At 60.4% G+C, this 18,019-nt stretch carries 23 protein-coding genes; 2 read left to right on the forward strand and 21 right to left on the reverse strand.

The window, feature by feature from the left end:
- Positions 1-5: 5 nt before the first annotated feature.
- Positions 6-1,193, reverse strand: a complete 1,188-nt coding sequence (locus ACSQ8R_RS12740) for an ABC transporter substrate-binding protein (RefSeq protein WP_436253698.1) — start codon at positions 1,191-1,193, stop codon at positions 6-8.
- 297 nt (positions 1,194-1,490) lie between these two features.
- On the opposite strand from ACSQ8R_RS12740, the gene ACSQ8R_RS12745 reads away from it, so the two are divergent.
- Complete coding sequence (locus ACSQ8R_RS12745; RefSeq protein ID WP_436255455.1) at positions 1,491-1,628, forward strand: DUF1127 domain-containing protein; 138 nt, start codon at positions 1,491-1,493, stop codon at positions 1,626-1,628.
- A gap of 688 nt (positions 1,629-2,316) precedes the next feature.
- Here ACSQ8R_RS12745 and purU read toward each other — a convergent pair.
- From purU to ACSQ8R_RS12785, 8 genes are all read right to left on the reverse strand, one after another.
- Positions 2,317-3,201 (reverse strand): formyltetrahydrofolate deformylase, encoded by an 885-nt coding sequence (purU, locus tag ACSQ8R_RS12750; RefSeq protein ID WP_436253699.1) that lies wholly within the window; start codon positions 3,199-3,201, stop codon positions 2,317-2,319.
- A 32-nt stretch (positions 3,202-3,233) separates the two neighbouring features.
- Positions 3,234-3,950, reverse strand: coding sequence for a branched-chain amino acid ABC transporter ATP-binding protein (locus ACSQ8R_RS12755; RefSeq protein ID WP_436255456.1), 717 nt, complete (start codon positions 3,948-3,950; stop codon positions 3,234-3,236).
- Entirely contained in the window at positions 3,931-4,695 is a 765-nt protein-coding gene (locus ACSQ8R_RS12760) for an ABC transporter ATP-binding protein (RefSeq protein WP_436253700.1), read from the reverse strand. Before ACSQ8R_RS12760 ends, ACSQ8R_RS12755 begins: the two co-directional genes overlap by 20 nt.
- On the reverse strand, positions 4,692-5,687 hold the full coding sequence (locus tag ACSQ8R_RS12765; protein ID WP_436253701.1) for a branched-chain amino acid ABC transporter permease: 996 nt from the start codon (positions 5,685-5,687) through the stop codon (positions 4,692-4,694). Before ACSQ8R_RS12765 ends, ACSQ8R_RS12760 begins: the two co-directional genes overlap by 4 nt.
- A gap of 11 nt (positions 5,688-5,698) precedes the next feature.
- Positions 5,699-6,562, reverse strand: coding sequence for a branched-chain amino acid ABC transporter permease (locus tag ACSQ8R_RS12770; RefSeq protein ID WP_436253702.1), 864 nt, complete (start codon positions 6,560-6,562; stop codon positions 5,699-5,701).
- 103 nt (positions 6,563-6,665) lie between these two features.
- Entirely contained in the window at positions 6,666-7,844 is a 1,179-nt protein-coding gene (locus ACSQ8R_RS12775) for an ABC transporter substrate-binding protein (protein ID WP_436253703.1), read from the reverse strand.
- A 95-nt stretch (positions 7,845-7,939) separates the two neighbouring features.
- Entirely contained in the window at positions 7,940-9,214 is a 1,275-nt protein-coding gene (locus ACSQ8R_RS12780; protein WP_436253704.1) for a glycine cleavage T C-terminal barrel domain-containing protein, read from the reverse strand.
- Complete coding sequence (locus ACSQ8R_RS12785) at positions 9,211-9,999, reverse strand: GntR family transcriptional regulator (RefSeq protein WP_436253705.1); 789 nt, start codon at positions 9,997-9,999, stop codon at positions 9,211-9,213. The genes ACSQ8R_RS12780 and ACSQ8R_RS12785 overlap by 4 nt, the downstream gene beginning before the upstream one ends.
- 215 nt (positions 10,000-10,214) lie before the next feature.
- On the opposite strand from ACSQ8R_RS12785, the gene ACSQ8R_RS12790 reads away from it, so the two are divergent.
- Positions 10,215-10,349 carry a hypothetical protein gene (locus ACSQ8R_RS12790; RefSeq protein ID WP_436253706.1) on the forward strand — a complete coding sequence of 45 codons (135 nt, stop codon included), beginning with the start codon at positions 10,215-10,217 and terminating at the stop codon, positions 10,347-10,349.
- A gap of 132 nt (positions 10,350-10,481) precedes the next feature.
- On the opposite strand, the gene ACSQ8R_RS12795 is transcribed toward ACSQ8R_RS12790, so the two are convergent.
- The 12 genes from ACSQ8R_RS12795 to ACSQ8R_RS12850 form a co-directional block, all read right to left on the reverse strand.
- Positions 10,482-11,225, reverse strand: coding sequence for a hypothetical protein (locus ACSQ8R_RS12795; RefSeq protein ID WP_436253707.1), 744 nt, complete (start codon positions 11,223-11,225; stop codon positions 10,482-10,484).
- A gap of 145 nt (positions 11,226-11,370) precedes the next feature.
- On the reverse strand, positions 11,371-12,120 hold the full coding sequence (locus tag ACSQ8R_RS12800) for a metallophosphoesterase family protein (protein ID WP_436253708.1): 750 nt from the start codon (positions 12,118-12,120) through the stop codon (positions 11,371-11,373).
- On the reverse strand, positions 12,120-12,476 hold the full coding sequence (gene uraH / locus ACSQ8R_RS12805) for a hydroxyisourate hydrolase (protein ID WP_436253709.1): 357 nt from the start codon (positions 12,474-12,476) through the stop codon (positions 12,120-12,122). The genes ACSQ8R_RS12800 and uraH overlap by 1 nt, the downstream gene beginning before the upstream one ends.
- Positions 12,473-12,973, reverse strand: a complete 501-nt coding sequence (locus ACSQ8R_RS12810; protein WP_436253710.1) for an ureidoglycolate lyase — start codon at positions 12,971-12,973, stop codon at positions 12,473-12,475. The genes uraH and ACSQ8R_RS12810 overlap by 4 nt, the downstream gene beginning before the upstream one ends.
- 15 nt (positions 12,974-12,988) lie before the next feature.
- Positions 12,989-13,351 (reverse strand): HepT-like ribonuclease domain-containing protein, encoded by a 363-nt coding sequence (locus ACSQ8R_RS12815; RefSeq protein ID WP_436253711.1) that lies wholly within the window; start codon positions 13,349-13,351, stop codon positions 12,989-12,991.
- Complete coding sequence (locus tag ACSQ8R_RS12820) at positions 13,348-13,638, reverse strand: nucleotidyltransferase family protein (protein WP_436253712.1); 291 nt, start codon at positions 13,636-13,638, stop codon at positions 13,348-13,350. The genes ACSQ8R_RS12815 and ACSQ8R_RS12820 overlap by 4 nt, the downstream gene beginning before the upstream one ends.
- Positions 13,639-13,705: 67 nt before the next feature.
- Entirely contained in the window at positions 13,706-14,203 is a 498-nt protein-coding gene (uraD, locus tag ACSQ8R_RS12825; protein ID WP_436253713.1) for a 2-oxo-4-hydroxy-4-carboxy-5-ureidoimidazoline decarboxylase, read from the reverse strand.
- On the reverse strand, positions 14,200-15,126 hold the full coding sequence (puuE, locus tag ACSQ8R_RS12830) for an allantoinase PuuE (RefSeq protein ID WP_436253714.1): 927 nt from the start codon (positions 15,124-15,126) through the stop codon (positions 14,200-14,202). The genes uraD and puuE overlap by 4 nt, the downstream gene beginning before the upstream one ends.
- Positions 15,127-15,196: 70 nt before the next feature.
- Positions 15,197-15,499: an AzlD family protein gene (locus tag ACSQ8R_RS12835; protein WP_436253715.1), complete on the reverse strand. Its 303-nt coding sequence runs from the start codon at positions 15,497-15,499 to the stop codon at positions 15,197-15,199.
- The gene (locus tag ACSQ8R_RS12840) at positions 15,496-16,164 is read right to left on the reverse strand and encodes an AzlC family ABC transporter permease (protein ID WP_436255457.1); all 669 of its coding nucleotides are present in this window, start codon (positions 16,162-16,164) and stop codon (positions 15,496-15,498) included. Before ACSQ8R_RS12840 ends, ACSQ8R_RS12835 begins: the two co-directional genes overlap by 4 nt.
- 107 nt (positions 16,165-16,271) lie before the next feature.
- Positions 16,272-17,129: an AraC family ligand binding domain-containing protein gene (locus ACSQ8R_RS12845; RefSeq protein WP_436253716.1), complete on the reverse strand. Its 858-nt coding sequence runs from the start codon at positions 17,127-17,129 to the stop codon at positions 16,272-16,274.
- Positions 17,130-17,190: 61 nt separating this feature from the next.
- On the reverse strand, positions 17,191-17,898 hold the full coding sequence (locus ACSQ8R_RS12850) for a DUF1045 domain-containing protein (protein WP_436253717.1): 708 nt from the start codon (positions 17,896-17,898) through the stop codon (positions 17,191-17,193).
- Between the last annotated feature and the right edge of the window lie 121 nt (positions 17,899-18,019).

An 18,019-nucleotide genomic window follows, 5' to 3' on the forward strand; every position in this document is an offset into this window, starting at 1 on the left:
GCGAATTACTTGGCAGGGTACTGGATGTCTGCCGAGTATGCACCCTTGATGCTCGGAACACCCTTCTCGATCTGCAGAAGGATCATCGGCAGGCGAGCCTGGTTGTGATCGTCGAAGGTGACGTCGCCGACGGGGCTCTTGTACTTGATCTTCGAAAGGGCGTCGCGGACCTTGGTCTTGTCGGCGCTGCCGGCCTGCTTGATCGCGGCGGCGAGCAGGTTGACCGTGTCCCAGTGGACATAGGCATGGTTGTTCGGAGCTTCCTTGTAGGTCGTCGTGAACTTCTCGACGAAGGCCTTGCTGGCCGGTGAGTCGAACTGCGGCAACCATGCAGCGGCTTCAACTGCGCCTTCCAAGGCGGTCGGAGCCGATTTGATGGTCTTCTCGGTATTGAACTCGCCGTTGCCGATGAGGGTGACTTTTCCCGCGATGCCGAGTTCGACCATCTGACGGGCGAGGATCGGCGTCGTGTCGGCAAGACCGTAGTAGATGATCGCCTGCGCACCGTTGTCGCGGATCTTGGCGAGAACGCTGCGGAAATCGACTTCGCCTTCCTTGTAGTAATCCTCGCTGAGGATCTGCCCCTTGAATTCCGGAAGGTACTTCTTCGTGAAGGTAATGGCCGAGCGGCCGTAGTCGCTGTCTACCGAAAGAACTGCGAACTTGGTGAAGCCTCGCTGCTCAGCGGCATATTTGGCGACGACGAGCGCACGGTTTTCGTCCGTCGGGTAGTTGCGGTAGGTCCATTTGAAGCCGCCGACACCTGCCTGGTAGGTGATCTTTGGGTTCGAAGATGCGGCGTTCAGGAGGAGCACCTCAGCGTCTTCCGCGACAGGCTGCATGGCGAGGGTTACCGAGCTCGAAACGTCGCCGATGATGAAGTCGACACCTTCCTGGTCGATCAGGCGGCGGGTCGCCGAGACCCCTTCAACCGGCGTGCCCTGGCTGTCCGCGTTGAAGAGCTGGATCTTCATGCCGTTGACGCCGCCGACATCGTTGATGTCTTTCACCGCAAGCTCAGCGCCTCGCAGCGAGAAACCGCCGTAGCGGGCATTCGGTCCGCTCATCGGCGCGACGATCCCGAGCTTGATCGTGTCGGCTGCCTGCACCGTGGCAGTGAAAGGAACTGATCCGGCGATCGCGAGGATCGCCGTGGAGATGCAAAGCATTCTGCGATTGAATTGATGTGTCATGTTCCCGCTCCGTGTTTCGGATGATCTCGTCGGCTTTATGCCGGCATTTGCCGCTTTGGCGGTTCTTATTGGGCAGCTTCATGCTGAGCCAGATGTCACAGTAGGTTCATGCGGCCGGGTTTGGCCAACACAACTCCTTTCTGCCGCTATAGGGTTTCCTTATGGCGAGTGCACGCTCAAGAGACCTTGGCCGAGGTAGCCATGATTTGGCGACATGCCTGCGTTGAAGGCAAATGCATACATTGTGAGCGGTGACGAGCCTATAGTTTGGGCATCGGTGAACTATGGAGAGATATAGTGAAGCTCCGAGAAAGACTAAGAAGTTATGCAGAGCTACGACGCGCAGTCCGAGAGCTCGAGGGTCTCGATGATCGAACCCTTCACGACATCGGAGTAGCCCGATCTCATATCCGCGGTGCCGTCGAGGGCCACTGAATGCGCGCTGTGATTTGGGTACGAGAGTCATGCCTGACAGCCGCAGACCGTTAACTGATCAATCGATGGTCCGCTGCCGTAGCGTGACGGTCGTCGAGTCACCCAGAGATGAGCGGGCGCGCTACTGTTGGTCCTTAGCACTCGAGGCGCTAAGGAGGATCCAGATCCTGCAAGATTTTCGATGGCTCAGCGCGTCAAGGCATCCACAATCGCCACAACTACGAAATCATCACACAGGAATCCTACGACGCTTTTTTCGAAAAACACGCGTGCCTCGCCGACCTCGCCAAAGGATGGATCCGTCCTTGCGACCTACGGCGGAAACTAGATCAGGCAGGCATCACCGCAGCTTGGGCATTAGGTAAGCGTCGCGCCGCCACGTTCTATCGAAAAGAGGCTGTCGAGGTGATTAAAGCAGCGAGCGCTTAGCGATCCGAAAATCGACTCCAGAATTTGCCCCGGCAGGCGCCTGTCGGGGCTTTTTTGTGCTTGCAACCTAGATGAGCGGCGGAAAGTGCGCCTAATATAACAAGGCAACATGCACCGCTCCGCGGGGACGTTCTGATTCTATCAATTGATTCAATTGACCTTTTTTAGAAACGATGACCTATCACCGCCCGCTTCTCAAGCTGATGAGAGGAGAGGACTGACACAGCTGTCGCTTTTCCATCGATGATCGTCACCATGATCAGCCCATTCGCTCGGATGCGTAGCTTCCCGGGCTCGGCGGGAAGACCACCGTGCGGTTTCCGTTGATGAATGTTCGACGATGGATGTGCGCGTGGATTGCCCGGGCCAAGACCTGCGCCTCAACGTCCCGGCCAAGCGAAACGTAGTCATCCGGCGACTGGGCGTGCGTGATACGAACAGTGTCCTGCTCGATGATTGGGCCCTCGTCGAGATCGGCAGTGACGTAGTGTGCCGTCGCACCAATCAGCTTCACACCGCGTGAATACGCTTGCTTATAGGGATTGGCTCCCCTGAAGCTGGGCAGAAAGGAATGGTGGATATTGATAATCCGGCCGGACATCTGCTGGCACATCTCGTCGGAGAGAATCTGCATGTAGCGGGCCAGGACGATCAGCTCCGTGCCGGTCTCCCTCACAAGCGCCATGATCCGGGCTTCGGCTTCGGGCTTGTTGGCCTTTGTCACCGGGATAGGGTGGAATGGGATGTCGTGATTGACCACAAGCTTTTGATAGTCGAAGTGGTTCGAAATCACGCCGACAATGTCGATGGGGAGAGCACCGATCTTCCACCGATACAGCAAGTCGTTCAGGCAATGGCCAAAGCGCGAGACCATGAGCATAACTTTCATGCGCTCCTCGCCGTTCGTGATCCTCCACTCCATGCCAAACTTTTCGCCCACGTGTTTGAAGCTGGTCAAAAGAGCTGGCATCTCGACCCCCTCCTCCGACACGAAACTGACGCGCATGAAGAACCGACCGGTTTCCAGGTCGTCGAATTGCGAGGAGTCGATGATGTTGCAGCCGTGCTCCGAAAGGTATCCGGAGATTGCGGCGACGATGCCCCTGGTCGAACGGCAGGAGACGGTCAGAACGAGGTTTTTCATGGTTTCTACCCAGATGCTACGCGGTGGAATTGTCAGTGGAGGCCGCCGACGCCGAGAAGGCGCTCGACCGCCGCTTGATCGTCGGCCAAAGCTTTCGGCTTGCCTTTCCAGGCTATTCGGCCGCGATCCAGGACGATCACCTCTTCAGCGAAGTCGAGGGCACTTTGAATGCGCTGCTCGACGAGCAGAATCGTCATCTGTCCCGATTGGGCGAGGCCATGAAATGCCGCCATCAACTCCTCGCAGATGACGGGCGCAAGCCCTTCAAGCGGTTCATCAAGGAGAAGGACGGTCGGCTCACCCAGGATGCTGCGGGCGGTCGAAAGCATCTGTTGCTCGCCGCCAGACAGCTGGTTGCCGAGATTTTTCCGGCGCTCCTTCAAACGAGGAAACATGTCATATGCTTCGGAAATTGCTGATCTTGGCCTGCGCTTCAGACCGACGAACAGGTTTTCTTCGACTGTCAATGTCGGGAAAATGTCTCGGGTTTGAGGCACGTATCCCAATCCCAGGTGGGCGCGGTCGGACGACGACTTCGAGGAAATGTCGTGCCCGCCGATATTGATCTCGCCCGTGAAGCGCCGCGTTTGGCCCGCGAGTGTCGCAAAGAGACTTGTCTTCCCCATACCATTGCGGCCCAGAACCGCCAGGCGAGAACCTGGCGCGACCTTGAATGACACGTCCTCGATCACGCGCGTCGGGCCGTAACCGGCGCAGAGGTTGCTGACCTCAAGCCACGTTGCTGGCATCTGCATAACTCCCAAGATAGGCTTCCCGAACGCGGCGGTCCTGCGTCACATCCTTTGGTGATCCGTCGAAGATGACGGTCCCCGCCGCCAGAACGATCACCCGCTTTGCGAACCTGAAGACCAGGTCCATGTCATGCTCAATCATCAGCACCGCGAGGTCCGGCGACAGCCGGTCAAGCGCTTCTTCTATCAACGCTGTCTCCGACTGCGGGACACCGGCTGCTGGTTCGTCGAGAAGCAGGACTTTCGGACGCAGCGCGACAGCCAGCGCCAGTTCAAGCAACCGCTGCTGCCCATAGGCGATCTCGCGGACCTTGAGATGCGCGAGATCATGAAGTCCGAGCTGGCGCAGGATCGTGCCCCCTTCATCCATGACGCGGGACCTGCTGGAATAGTGGCCAAACATCCTGCCCGACTGTCCATCACGCTGAAGGATCGCCAACGCGACATGTTCCTCCGGCGTCATGTCCGGAAATAGCCTCGTCACCTGAAATGATCGGATCAGGCCCCGGCGGACTCTGTCGGCGGCCTTCAGCGGCGTCACATCAGCACCACCCAGGAGAACCTGGCCTGAGTCCGGCTTGAGCACCCCGGTGACCAGGTTGACGAACGTTGTCTTTCCAGCCCCGTTCGGGCCGATCAGCGCCAGCCGATCTCCTGGGGCGAGTGACAACGACACGTTGTTCGTAACCGCGAGGCCGCCGAAGTGCTTTTTGAGGTCTTTGACCTGGAATACGGCGCTCATCGGCGTGCCCTCTTCAGCCGTGCGGCAGCAACGACAGCGGAACCGTAGAACCCTTTCGGAGCAAATAGCACAACCGCGATCAGCAAAACCCCGACGATTGTCAACCAATGGAAGGGGTTGAGAGCCGAGACCGTTTCTTCGAACAGCATGAAGACAACGGTTCCCACCAGCCCGCCCAACAGAGAGCCCGTGCCACCCAGAACCAGCATCACCAGAGCCTCAGCCGACAGGGTAAATGAGAAGCTGTCGAGGCCGACGACCTGGGTGGAGATAGCCGAAAGAGCACCGCCTATGCCCGCCACGGCACCGGAGATGACATACATCCGAAGCAGGACCGAATTGACCGACGCCCCCATGGCACTGATGCGTATGGGGTCTTCCTTCACGCCTCGGGCCAGCATCCCGAAAGGTGACCTGACCAGGAACCTCAGGACGCCGAACACGACGATCAACAGAACCAGCCCGTAGAAATAGGCGGTCGTTCCCCAGAGGTCGAATTCAAAGATGCCGAGAACAGCCCGCGGCATGATGCCGGAAAGCCCGTCGCTCCCGCCGGTCCATGCCGACGCCTTGTTGGCGGCCTCGTGAAACAGATGCACGACGGCGATGGACAGTACGAGTTGCGCCAGACCATGGGCACGCAGAATTACCAGTCCCGACGCGAGACCGGCAATCGCTCCGGCGACAGCACCGATCAGCGTCAACGTCAGTGGCTCACCGACCCCCATGTGGGCCGCCGCAATACCTGCGCCATATGCGCCAGCGCCGAACAACGCCGAATGGCCGAGCGTTGCGACGCCGCTATAGCCGGTGATCAGGTCAAGCGAAAGCACCAGCAGACCCATCGCAATGATGCGGGTCAATAACGCCAGATTGTCCGGGAAAAGATAGTAGCCAACTACCCCGACCACGACGATGGACAGCCCGCCGACAAGCCCTGCGGCGTCGATGCCGCTGCGCACCGGCCGAGCTGTAGCTCGATTTTCGATCATGGAAACCGCCATTATTTCAGCCTTCCGGCCAGGCCGCGTGGGAAAAGCGTCACGATGATGATGACGGCGAGATAGAAGAAGAATTCACCGTATTCCGGTGCCAGGTATCGGCCTGTGGTATCGATGGCACCGAGCAGCAGGCAGGCAAGCAGTGCTCCGGATATGGACCCCGCTCCGCCGACGGAGACGACGACCAGAAAGGTCACCATATACCTGAGCGCGTAATAGGGCTCGACGGGAAGCAGCTCTGCTCCAAGGATCCCACCGAGCGCGGCCAGACCGACGGCCAAGGCGAAGCTTACCGCGTAGATTACCTGGGTACGGACGCCGAGCGCCGCCGCCATAGCTGCATTGTCGACCGCAGCTCTGATCTTGATGCCAAAGGCCGTTCGCTCGATCAGGAACCAGAGGCCGCCCGCAACAATCAATCCGCAAACTATTGCGAACACGCGGTGCGCGGCTATCGAGCGGAAGCCTAGATCGACAGACCCACGCAACGCTTCCGGAAGTGGAATTGTCTTGAGTGTCGGACCAAACACGAAATTCGCGATCCCGATAATGCAAAATGTTATGCCGATGGTCATCAAAACCTGGGTGAGTTCCGGGGAGCCATAGATGCGCCTGTAGAGAAAGCGCTCAATTGGCATCGCTATGACGATCGTGCCGACGACTGCGATCAGGATTCCGGCTGCATAGCCAAGGCCCAGATCGCGAGCTGCATAAGAGGCAAGATAACCGCCGATCATCGCGAACGCGCCGTGCGCCAGGTTTACGACGCGCATCAGGCCCATCGTCACCGAAAGCCCGATGGAAATCACGAACAGTACCATGCCATAGGCGAGCGCATCGAGCGCGATGCTTGAAATGAGTTGCATGTCATTCCCTCAGGGAAACAAAATGACGAGGCAGCCAACAAACTGGGCAGCGAAATCACGCAAGGGATGCCTGCACCGAGAGGTTATGGTGCAGGCAATGGCGTCACTTCACTACGCCGTAGTCCGGCTGCTTTTCGAAGGTCTTGATTTCCTTGTTGAGAAGGCGGCCGTCGGCACCCTTCTCGACCTTGCGAATGTAGACGTTCTGGACGATGTCGCGGGTCGTCGCGTCAATCGAGATCGGCCCACGCGGGCTTTCCCAGGACTTTCCGGCAACAGCCGCAATTGCTTTGTCAGCGTCAGGCTTACCGCCTGTAGCCCGGATCATTTCATAGATCGCGTGCATTCCGTCGTAGGCCGAGACGGTTGCCGGGTTAGCTTCAGCTTTCGGGTAAAGCTCCTTCAGCTTTGCGACGAAAGCCTTGTTTTCTGCAGAGTCGTGCGCAGCGGAGTAGAAATATCCGGTTTCCAGGCCGACCGCGGCGTCGCCGAGCGTCTGGAGATCGGACTCCTGTGTTTCCGATGTGCCGATGAACGCGATCCCGGCCTTGTCGAGGCCGTTGTCCCGGTAACCACGCACAAAAGCGTAGGTCGGCGGGCCGTAAGGCAGGAAGACGAACAAGGCGTCCGGCTTCTTGAGCGCGATATTCTGCAGGTAGGCGCTGAAATCCGTCGTAGTGAGCGGCATCCGGATGGATTCCAGAACCTTTCCACCGCCTTCTGTGAAGGTCTTCGTGAATGCCGTTTCGGCGTCAATGCCTGGGCTGTAGTCGGAGACGACCGTGATGACAGACTTATATCCCTTGTCCAGAGCGTTCTTGGCCGTCGGCACAGTCACCTGCGGAAGGGTATTCGATGTCCGCACGAAGTATCTGGATTTCGACACTACCGACGAAGCGGACGCGTTGAAGATGACAATCGGCACCTTACCCTGCTCCGAAACGGGAGCGGCAGCCAGGGCGTTCGGGGTAAATACGAAGCCCCCTATGTACTGGGCCTTATCCTTCGTGACGAGTTCCAGCGTTTTTGCTTTTGCGGCTGCCGGATCGGTGCCAGGCAGGTCGCGCCAGATCAGTTCGAGCTTGACGCCCGGCATGGGATCGCCGTGCCGGGCAACATAGGTCTCGACCCCTTGCCGGAAAGGCTCGCCGAACGATCCGGCGAAGCCACCGCTAAATGGCCCGATAATGCCGACCTTCACCGGGTCGGCTGCCAGAGCCGATCCCGCCATGACGACGGCAGCAGTCAGCGCACCGATCAATGTCCTTGATTTCATGTTCATTCCTCCTCCGTTTGACCTGGCTCCCAAGGATACAGGTTTCCCTTCCGACGTCCGTGCGGACGTCGGCTCCAGTCTCCAATTCGTTTGCTGCGTTGTCAGACCGCCTTGACGTCTGCCCGGCGGTTGTCCTGTTTGTACGGCGCAGGAGCTATCGTTGCGCGGATATGCTTCTGCGGATGACCGGGATTACCCCAGACGACAGTGACTTCGGTTCCCGGTTCGGCATGTTCGACATCGATGACGCACAGTGACAACATCTTGCGGAAAGAGTAGCTGTAGCCGCGAGAAGTCGTCACGCCCACAAGCTGCCCATCCCGCAGCACCTTGTCCGCGTACATGAAGCCACGTTGGTCTCGGGGCATTTCCATGAAGTCGTAGGACGGCCCTTCCCTGAAAAGAGAGGCATGGACATCAGCGACATCTTCGGCATTCCACACGAGGGTCCGGATGGTTCGCTTCGGATCGGCGAGTTCTGCCTCCAGAGCTTCACGGCCAATGAAGTCGTGATCCAGCACCACTCGCTTACCCCAACCGAGTTCGATGGGATTGCGATACCAGTCTGAAATGTCACTGCCTTCAAAGCTGCCTGCAACGTTGAACGTGGAAGCGAAGGCTGGCATCGCGGATTTGAACTCCGCCAGGTAGTCCTTCATATCCTCCCCAAAAATCGCCGGGAGGTAGTCCGTGACGATGGTTGGGAAGCAGGCTTCAAGGTGGTTGATAAACGCCGTCCGACCGCCGAGTTGGCGTATACCGAACTCTTCTCCCGCCTCCATGATGGCCTGATAGACCTCCTGGCTCTTTGCGATATCGCCCTGGAGTTCGTAGCCAATCTCTCCAGCCATACCCTGGCGCAGAGCCAGAACATCGCAGCCAGCGATTTTGATGCGCCCGTTGTGCATAAACTTGACGTCACGGAGGCTCTGGCCGCACGCCTTCTCCACCACATGGATCGCGGTCGGGCCGGAAACCTGGAAATTGAACCAGTCGTCTGGCTTTGAGATGACCTTGTAGTTTCCATGGCGGAGCTTGTAGTCCACCCAGAAGGTGCCACGGCCGAAAAGCATGACTTCATCGTCGCTGAGCCGCGTTGCAACACCTTCGGCAATGATCTTTCCGGCCTCAGTCGTATGGATGACGTGCTTCGACTGGTTGATCGCGAACTTTTCGAAACTGTTGACGGAAACGTCGGAAAACAGCTTCAGAACGTCAGGTCCCTTGAAGCGGCGTTCCCAGAGGAACGACCAATCACCGATGTAGCAAGTCTCTTTCCAAGAGAGACTTTCATCCTGCCAGTCGGTGTACTCGGGCTGACCCCAGCGCGATGTAAAATAGCCGGGCGGAGTGCGGCGGAGATCGTGCATGTTCATGGATTGCCTCCCTTGAGATGATGGACTGCACCCGTTGGCCGGAAGTCTTCGCCGACTTCCGGCTCGTCGCTCGCCCATGGAATCTTCTGCTTGAATGCTCTGAGAATCTGGAGGTACCGGGCAGCGCAGAATGAATGTTCGAGCGCCAGCGCCTGGGCTCGCGCGCCCTTGCCGAGCTTGATGCAGTCGACAATGGCCCGATGCTGCTCCTGAGCGACGAGCAGCACACGCTGCACCGACGGCTTATCCAGGCTCAGAGATTTCACGAAGGCGTTTGCGGCTGCGAACGGGAGCGATTTGATCTTTTCCAGAGACCTCTCGACCATCTGGCTTCCAGACGCCTCGACAAGCAGTTCGTGAAATCGGTCGTTCAGCCGGACGTAGTCATCCTGATCGACATTGTCGCTGAGGTTATCGACGACATCATCGAGCTGAATGACGCAGGAATACATTTCCGAAATGACGCCCGGCGTTGCGTTGCCTTCCGCCGCGAAGCGAGCCGCGAGGCCTTCAAGCGTTCCTCGAATTTCGATGGCCTGATAGATATCGGCTTCCGTATACGTTTTGACCGTAAAGCGGTTCGACGCCGTCCGCTCCAGCAACCCTTCGTCGGCCATTTGGTTGAGGGCGAGCCGAGCCGGTGTACGCGATACTCCGAAACGCTCGGAGATGAAGGGCTCGGTAACCCGTTCACCCGCAACAACTTCGCCGTCAACTATCAAACCACGCAGGCCAAGGACCGCCTTCAGGGTCTGGGACTGGGCGTTGTCATTTTCAAAAGTCATGGGGTCCTCCCGAACATCCGAGAGAATGAATAGGAGAAAACGTATACGTTGTCTATATTAAATCGCGAATTTTAGATTACATCGCCGTAAGCGCCGCATGAAACGTATACGTTGAAGAAATCCCGGATCTTGAGCATGCCTCCCGGGTCTGGCGTCAGGCCACCGTGATGGAATTCTTCGCCCCGGCCATGGGGCAGTGAAAAGACACCGTCAGGTTGACCAATGCTCGCAAGCTCGGCGGGCAGGTCGGTCAAACGGTGAGCGACAAGGTGGACGACCTTCCCTTCCCGCTGGATTTTTGGCTGGCGGATAAAACCCAGTGGCTGAGAAGTCAGCAACGCCGCGCATGAAAGGGCAAGGACGACATCGAGGCGAGAGTGAGCCAAGCAGGATCATCGGCTTCACTAGGTTTTTTCTGATTCTTTAGAAAACTCTGACTTTTCACAGCCCGCCTCTCAACGCTGAGGGCGGTTGCCGCGATATCAGCACCAGCCGCCCTTGCCCGCACCCGGCCGTTTCGCCAGGCCCTCGTTGACGAGGACATCTGCGAGCGAGCGGCCGTTGCGCGTCACTTCGCGCAACTTGTGGCCTTCGACCTCGTCCTCGTTCCCCTGCCAGGTGACCAGTTCGAACGGCCCCGAATCGAGGAAGGCGCGCACCCGCAGTTCCGCATCGCTCGCCTTGATCCGTTCCGCCTCGCAACGCGGTTTCTTGATGTCGGGCACTTCGATGCCGACCAGCCGGATCTTCTGGCCATGAAACACGAAACGGTCGGCGGCGGTGACGCAGTCGTCCTGCTTGGCGGATCCGCAGAGATAGAATTTCGCCTCATAGGCGCCGGCAAGGTTCTCGATGCTCTTCGACGGTTCGGCAGCCTTCTGGATCTGCTCGAGGGCGGGCTTGCCGATCGGCGCCGGCGGGATGATCGCGGCGGTGTGGCTCTGGTCGGGAGCGACCGCGGGTCTGGGCGTCACCGGCCGGTGCGACGGCCCGGAGCTTGCCTGGACGGGTCTTGCCGGCACCGGCCTTGCGGCCGCCTGGACCGGTTTGCCCGAAGTCAGGCCGGCGACGAAACGCCTGGCCTCTGCGGAATTCTCGTAAAGCGCGATGCCGCCGGCCACCAGCACCAGCGCCCCCAGCCAGGGCCAGAGCGAGGAACCGGAGCTCGACGACCGCTTGGACGAACTCTTGCGCCGGGAACCGGATTTGCCGCGCGTTTGAGCCATGACGATCTCTCCTGTCGAATCGGAAAGAAGTATCGGAGGGAAGGATTGCCGAAAGGTTTCGAGGAGGCGCGCTCAGTGGCGGAAACGGCACTGGAGGATGATGAGCGTCTGCCGATCGCCTTGGCCTTCGAAAATCAACTCTTGCCTATCCCGCCCTTCCCGTGGCGAGCGCGACTGCCCAGTCGGCACGGCCGTTTTCGGCCGTGAGGCGCGACATCGCCAGATGGTCGTAGGGCACGTTGCGGAACTGCGGTATCCAGCCGGCGGAGGTCTTTTCCAGGATCGCGTAGGACGCCATCGTGTGGCCGGTCTCGACCTTGTGGAAATAGGGCGTGTCGTCGTCATAGGCCGGGCAGCCGACGCTGCCGGGATTGACGATCAGCCGGCCGTCGGAGAGCTGCACCGCCCGCGGAACATGGCTGTGGCCGCACAGGATCAGCGGCTGCGCGATGCCTTGCGCTAGCGCCTCGATCTCTTCCAGAGGCTTCAGGAAGACATGGCCTTCGCTCGACACGCTCTCCAGCCAGTAGACATTGTCCGATTGCGGCGTCGCATGGCAGAGATAGGCCTCGTCCCGATAGACGGCGCTGAACGGCAGCTTGCGCAGCCATTGCAGATGACGCGGCGCCAATTGCGAAAAGGCATGCACCTCCCATGAGGGCATCGCATCCGCCGGGTTCTCGATCAGATAGCGGTCGTGATTGCCCCGCACCGTCAGCGTCGCCATCGTATCGAGCAGGATCAGCAGGTCGGCGGTTCGCCCGGCTTCCAGCGGACCGCTGAGGCAATCGCCAAGATTGACGATCTCGGTAATGCCCTGCACATGGATATCCGCGAGCACCGCTTCGAGCGCTGCGCAATTCCCGTGGATGTCGGCGATCGCGGCAAAGCGCATCAGCTCCCCCGATAGGTGGAATAACCGTAGGGCGAGAGCAGCAGCGGCACATGGTAATGCGCCGTCGTATCGGAAATGCCGAAGCGGATCGGGATCACATCGAGAAAGGCCGGCTCGGTAAGTACGACGCCGCGGGCGCGCAGGTAGTCGCCGGCGCGGAAAACCAGCTCGTATTCGCCGGCAAGAAACGTCTCGCCGATCAGGATCGGCCCGCCATCAACGCGGCCGTCGCTATTGGTGACGACGGTCTTGAGCTTTTCGCGCGTGTCGCCGGTCAGCCGGTAAAGATCGATCGACAGTCCCTCGGCGGGCTTGCCGCTGGCGGTGTCGAGCACGTGGGTGGTGAGACCGGTCAAAGGCGGGGCTCCGAGATCAGGTACGGGGTGTCGAAGAACACCTCCTCGTAGTTTGCGGATGTATTGTCCCGGTCCACCACCAGGAAGTCGCTGACGACGCCGATCGCCATCAGCGGATGATGCCAGGCCTTGGGGAAATAGTTGACGCCCTGGTGCGGCTGCACGAGGAAGACCTGCGGCTTGCCCGGCCGGCCGTCCTCGTCATGCGAAACCGCGATCAGGAACGGCTGTCCCGAGATCGGCGAAAAGCTCTGGCTGGCGAAGGGATGCCGCTCCATCATGGTGATCGCGTAAGGAAACTGCCGCGGCTTGCTGCGGAAAATGCTGAAGATCAGCCGCTCGGGCTCGCCGATCACCACCGGCTCGGCGAGCGCATGATAACGCTCGGTCGTTCCACCGTTGATCAGCCGCATGGTCGCCGGATCGGCTTCGATGACATCGCCGAACGGGGCGAAGGCCTGTTTGGTGAGGGGCAGGATTTCAAGATATTCGGTCACGTCATTCGCTTTCAATCATTCGCCTTGGGCACGCCAGTTGCGCAGGGAGTCGAGCTCGGCAACAAGCGCCGGGAGGGAGGTTCTCACCGTATGCAGAACGATGGGAAGCTCCAGTTCGTAATAGTCATGGACGACGAAATTGCGCATGCCCTTTATCTTCGACCAGGGAATCTCCGGATGATCGACGGGGAAGTCGGGATGGCTCGTCATGATCCGGGCGGCACTTTCGCCGATCAGGATCAAGGCCATGCCAACCGCCATCTGCGTGCGGACATCGGCAAGAAAGGCCTCCTGCTCCATGCCGGCCACGAAATCGCAGGCCTGCAGCGCGGCGGAATGCATCTGGTCGAGATATTCCCTCAGCCGATCCGAACTCATATGGGCGCTGCTTCCGACAGTATCCGCTCGCGCATCGAATTGCGGATGCCTCCTGACGTGACGAGATCGACCTTGACCTGAAGCAGCGTTTCGAGCGTGTCCTGCAGCCCGCCGAGATCAAAAAGGGTGATGCCGGGAAGCGCATCGACAACGATGTCGATATCGCTGTCGGGACCGTCTTCGCCACGCGCAACGGAGCCGAAGACGCGCGGGTTCGCCGCGTGGAAGCGTTTTGTCGCTTCACGGATCGCCTCCCGGTTCTTCTCCAGCACTTCCGACGGTCTCATGGCGGCGTCACTCCTGATGCGGTCAATATAAGCGACGGAGAGGATGGAGGAAAGCAGCGTCCAAGGCTCAATGTCCCGGCAGCAGCGATTGCAGGCGCAGGAGCGCGATTCGTTCCACCTGCGCGGCGGCGGTCGCGAATTCCTCCTCGTCGCTGTTGTCGATACGCTCCTCGAAGGCGGCGAGAATGTCGTCCTTGGTCATCCCCTTGACCGCGATGATGAAGGGAAAGCCGAATTTTTCCGTATAGGCAGTGTTGAGTTCGGTGAACCGTGCATGTTCGGCAGCGCTCAGGCGGTCGAGGCCGGCACCGGTCTGTTCCTTTTTGCTGTCCTCGGTCAATTCGCCGGCAATCGCCAGCTTGCCCGCAAGATCCGGATGGGCGCGCAGCACGCCGAGCCGTTCCTCGCGGCTTGCCTTGCGGAAGATCGAGGTCAGCGCATCATGTACGCTCTTTGCCGTCAGCGGCACCAGCATCAGCCCGGCGTCATAGGCGCGTTCGGCGATGAACGGCGAGTGCTCGAACACACCGCCGAACATCGCAACGAAATCCCCGCGGGCGGTCATGGCGTGCCCGCCGGCTTGTGGTGTTCGTGCCAATGCCTGGCGATCTCGATGCGCTGCGGAATCCAGACCTTGTCGTGGCTGAGCACATATTCGATGAAGCGCTTCAGCGCCGCGGCGCGGCCGGGGCGACCGACGAGGCGGCAGTGCAGGCCGACCGACATCATCTTCGGAGCGCCTTCCCTGCCTTCCTGGTAGAGCACGTCGAAGGCATCCTTGAGGTAGGTGAAGAACTGATCGCCGGTGTTGAACCCCTGCGGCGTCGCAAACCGCATGTCGTTGGTTTCGAGCGTATAGGGGACGATCAGGAAGGGTTTCTGGTCGAGGCCCTTGACCCAATAGGGCAGATCGTCCGCGTAACTGTCGGAGGAATAAAGAAAACCGCCCTCCTCCATCACCAGTTTCAGCGTGTTGTCGGAAGGCTTGCCCTGGTACATGCCGTAGGGCCGCTCGCCGACCAGTTCGGTATGCAGGCGCACGGCTTCGAGAATGTGCTCGCGCTCCTTCGCCTCCGGGAAATCCTTGTATTCGAGCCAGCGATAGCCGTGGCTGGCGATCTCCCAGCCGGCTTCCTTCATGGCGGCGACGGCTTCCAGGTTGCGAGCCATGGCAAGCGTCACGCCATAGACGGTGGTCTGCACCTTGAGGTCGGTGAACATCCGCCACAGCCGCCAGAAGCCGGCGCGCGAGCCGTATTCGTAGATCGATTCCATGTTGAGGTTGCGCTGACCCGGCCAGGGTGCGGCGCCGACGATTTCCGACAGCAGGTTTTCCGAGGCCGGGTCCCCGTCCATGATCGAGCTTTCGCCGCCCTCCTCGTAATTGATCACGAACTGCACGGCGACATGGGCGCCGCCCGGCCATTTCGGATCGGGAGTGAAGCGGCCGTAGCCGACGAGTTCGCGCGGATAGTCTTTTGCCTGCATGGGTCACCTTCGACGAATGAGCCCGGACGGTAGCGCACCCTTTCCGGCCCTGTCGAGATGGAAACGTCCGCTACAGGCCGAGCGCCCGAAGGATCGCGACGCAGGCGACCCCGAGTGCCACGGAAACGAGCATCGGCAGGCGAAGTGCCGCAAAAGCAGTCACCGCGCAGGCCAAGGTTTCGGCAATCCCGGTGGCAAACGCGGTCGGTGCGACGACGGCCATCAGCACGGCGGGCGGGATCGATTCGATCGCCTTACGGCGGCTGCCCTCGAGCGAGACGTGGCGGATGAGGACGAGGCCGCTCAACCGGGTGAGCACGGTGGCGGCGGCCATGGCGAGGATGGCGACGAGTGTCGTGAGATCGATGGTCATGGCGTCACCTCCACGTCCCGGGTCTTGCCGGTGAGCATCGCGGCTGCCAGCCCGGCGACGGCGCCGGCGGCGATATACCAGACGCCGGGCACGAAATGCTGGGTGGCGACGGCGGCGGCACCGCTCGCCAGCAGCACGGCCCCGGTTTCCGGCCCTTTCCAGAAGCCCATGACCAGGACGATGAAGACCGCCGGAAAAGCGAAATCGAGCCCGAGCACCACCGGGTCGCCGAGAAAGGCGCCGAGGGCGGCACCGGCAAGTCCCGAAAACACCCAGGCGAGGTAGAAGGGCGCAACGAGGCCGGCGAACCAGGCGGGCGTGAGCTTTGCCACCTTGGCCCGGAACTCGGCCATCGCCCAGATCTCGTCGGCGAGGAACAGCATCGAGAGATAACGCGCCGGCTGGCTGAAGCCGCCCATCCTGGTGCCGAGCGAGGCGCTCATCAGCACGTGGCGGATGTTGACCAAGAGGGCTGCGAAACCGACGCCGGTCCAGGAGGCCGGATGGGTCCAGATATCCATCGCCACGAATTGCGAGCCTCCGGCAAAGACCAGCGCGCTCATCAGGGCCGTTTCCGCCGGCGACAGGCCCTTAGTGGCCGCAACCGCCCCGAAAACGAGGCCGATCGGGATGACGGCGGCGATCAGCGGCGAGATCGCCCGCATGCCGCCCAGAAACTCATGAAATCCTATTTTGCTATTCACGTCAAAAGACCTCCGACTGCGGCGGAGGTCTTATAGATCAAGCAGATACCCGTCTTGAACGAAAGTGATCAGCGCGCCCGGTACTGCCCCGGCGTCAGCCCGGTGCGGGCCTTGAAGTGGCGGGTGAAATGCGCCTGGTCGGCAAAACCGCATTCGAGCGCGATCTCGGCCGGCTGGCCGCCCTCCCTCAAGTGCCGCCGCGCCGCGCGGATGCGGATATCGGTCAGGAAGGAATGCGGGGTGATGTGGAATTCCTTGCGGAAGGCGCGGATGAGATGCGCGCGGCTGAGACCCGCGACCGTTGCCAACTCTTCCAGCCCCACATCGGAGGCGAAATTTTCGATCAGGTAGTCGCGGGCCTGGCGCACGGCGGTGCGCTCCGCGGTATCGGCCGGCACGATGATCGAGCTGCCGTGGCGGCGGAACATCGCGTCGAGCACCAGAAACATCGCCTGACTGGTTTCGAGCGCGCCCGAACCCTCCTCCAGTGTCCGGTGCGCCGCGTGAAAGGCGTCGGCAAGCGCCTGGTCGTGAAGGATCTGCTTGCCGAAGGCCGGCGTGCCCTGGAAGGATTTGCCGGTAACGTCTTCGAGGATTTCGCGAAACAGCGCCATGTCGGGATAGATCATCCGGTAGCGATAACCGCCCTCGGCGGGCGCACCGTCGTGGGTCTCGCCGGGATTGATGAGATAGAGATCGCCCGGCCCCGAACTTTCGCGCAGGCCACGGATCGTCGCGATCTGGGCGCCGCGTTCGATGGCGCCGATGCTGAACGTGTCATGCGCATGCGGCGCGAATTCATGGGTGAGGAATGTCGCGGACAGGCATTCCATGCCCCCGAAACGGCTGTCGCGCCAGAAGCGGGTGGTTTCCGCCTGGGCGAGCGGCATGTAATCGGCTGCCTGTTCCTGGGAGACATTCTGCATCGCGCCGATATAGCAGGTTTCGGCGCCGGCCTCTTGAACAAAAGTGACGGCCTTGAGCCCTTCAGGCGATCCTCCGGGCCGCCACCCGTCCCATCGGATGCAGCGAATGCACCTGGAAGGGCGCCCCCGGCTCTTCCTCGATGAACAGCGCCAGATTGGCGATTTCGACCGGTTTTTTCAGGTAGGGCTCGAAATAATCGCGCAGCGCAAGATCGAAGCGCGGCATCTCGACCGGCGACAGCGGGCCGGTCAGCGTCATGTGGAACCGGAACTCGTCCATCACGTAAGGATGGCCCCAGCGATACAGATTGGCGAATTGTGGCGCCGAGAGGTCACCCGGATCGCTGCGCTCGAGTTCCGCCTCGGTCAGCGGCGTGCGGAAATTGTCGAACTCCTGGACGACGGAAGCGGCGAGAAACCGGACGGCATCACACGGAACGACCGGCGCAAGGCCGAAGAAATTGCCGAGCCGGACAACCTCGAGTTTTGGCAGTTCGAACGGGCTGTGGGTGCCGGCAAAGCGCATCAGGTGGCGCAGCAGCATCGATTCGGTGACATCGGGCGCCAGCCGGAACGGCGCCTTCAGCGTCGCATGGAAGCCGTGGCGACGCGGCAGGGCGGTGTTGAAGGCGATATCGTGGATGCCGATGCCGCGGATTGCCGGCGGCTCCATCGCATCGCCTGAAAAGGCGTTGCGACCGAGCCACTGGGCCGCGGCAAGCGTCAGCGGATCATGCGCCGGAGGTGTGAAATAGATGGCATAGCGCATGCGTCACCTTCTGAACGTCCTTTTTCAGCAACCCCGTGTTTTACGCATTGCTCAACAATCCCTGCCGAGGGGGTTAAGTGATTTGCGTGACAGAATAACGACGCGAGGAATCGAAAGTTCG

The organism is Neorhizobium sp. LjRoot104, from assembly GCF_964253725.1.
GTDB lineage: Bacteria > Pseudomonadota > Alphaproteobacteria > Rhizobiales > Rhizobiaceae > Neorhizobium.

Coding starts and splice junctions, on each gene's coding strand:
- ACSQ8R_RS12815 (WP_436253711.1), bottom strand. CDS start 13,351: ATGAGTTCGGATCGGCTGAGGGAATATCTCGACCAGATGCATTCCGCC.
- ACSQ8R_RS12820 (WP_436253712.1), bottom strand. CDS start 13,638: ATGAGACCGTCGGAAGTGCTGGAGAAGAACCGGGAGGCGATCCGTGAA.
- ACSQ8R_RS12755 (WP_436255456.1), bottom strand. CDS start 3,950: ATGCCAGCAACGTGGCTTGAGGTCAGCAACCTCTGCGCCGGTTACGGC.
- ACSQ8R_RS12795 (WP_436253707.1), bottom strand. CDS start 11,225: ATGGCTCAAACGCGCGGCAAATCCGGTTCCCGGCGCAAGAGTTCGTCC.
- purU (WP_436253699.1), bottom strand. CDS start 3,201: ATGAAAAACCTCGTTCTGACCGTCTCCTGCCGTTCGACCAGGGGCATC.
- ACSQ8R_RS12835 (WP_436253715.1), bottom strand. CDS start 15,499: ATGACCATCGATCTCACGACACTCGTCGCCATCCTCGCCATGGCCGCC.
- ACSQ8R_RS12800 (WP_436253708.1), bottom strand. CDS start 12,120: ATGCGCTTTGCCGCGATCGCCGACATCCACGGGAATTGCGCAGCGCTC.
- uraD (WP_436253713.1), bottom strand. CDS start 14,203: ATGACCGCCCGCGGGGATTTCGTTGCGATGTTCGGCGGTGTGTTCGAG.
- ACSQ8R_RS12850 (WP_436253717.1), bottom strand. CDS start 17,898: ATGCGCTATGCCATCTATTTCACACCTCCGGCGCATGATCCGCTGACG.
- ACSQ8R_RS12845 (WP_436253716.1), bottom strand. CDS start 17,129: ATGCAGAATGTCTCCCAGGAACAGGCAGCCGATTACATGCCGCTCGCC.
- ACSQ8R_RS12765 (WP_436253701.1), bottom strand. CDS start 5,687: ATGATCGAAAATCGAGCTACAGCTCGGCCGGTGCGCAGCGGCATCGAC.
- ACSQ8R_RS12780 (WP_436253704.1), bottom strand. CDS start 9,214: ATGAACATGCACGATCTCCGCCGCACTCCGCCCGGCTATTTTACATCG.
- ACSQ8R_RS12740 (WP_436253698.1), bottom strand. CDS start 1,193: ATGACACATCAATTCAATCGCAGAATGCTTTGCATCTCCACGGCGATC.
- ACSQ8R_RS12760 (WP_436253700.1), bottom strand. CDS start 4,695: ATGAGCGCCGTATTCCAGGTCAAAGACCTCAAAAAGCACTTCGGCGGC.
- ACSQ8R_RS12785 (WP_436253705.1), bottom strand. CDS start 9,999: ATGACTTTTGAAAATGACAACGCCCAGTCCCAGACCCTGAAGGCGGTC.
- ACSQ8R_RS12775 (WP_436253703.1), bottom strand. CDS start 7,844: ATGAACATGAAATCAAGGACATTGATCGGTGCGCTGACTGCTGCCGTC.
- ACSQ8R_RS12840 (WP_436255457.1), bottom strand. CDS start 16,164: ATGCGGGCGATCTCGCCGCTGATCGCCGCCGTCATCCCGATCGGCCTC.
- puuE (WP_436253714.1), bottom strand. CDS start 15,126: ATGCAGGCAAAAGACTATCCGCGCGAACTCGTCGGCTACGGCCGCTTC.
- ACSQ8R_RS12770 (WP_436253702.1), bottom strand. CDS start 6,562: ATGCAACTCATTTCAAGCATCGCGCTCGATGCGCTCGCCTATGGCATG.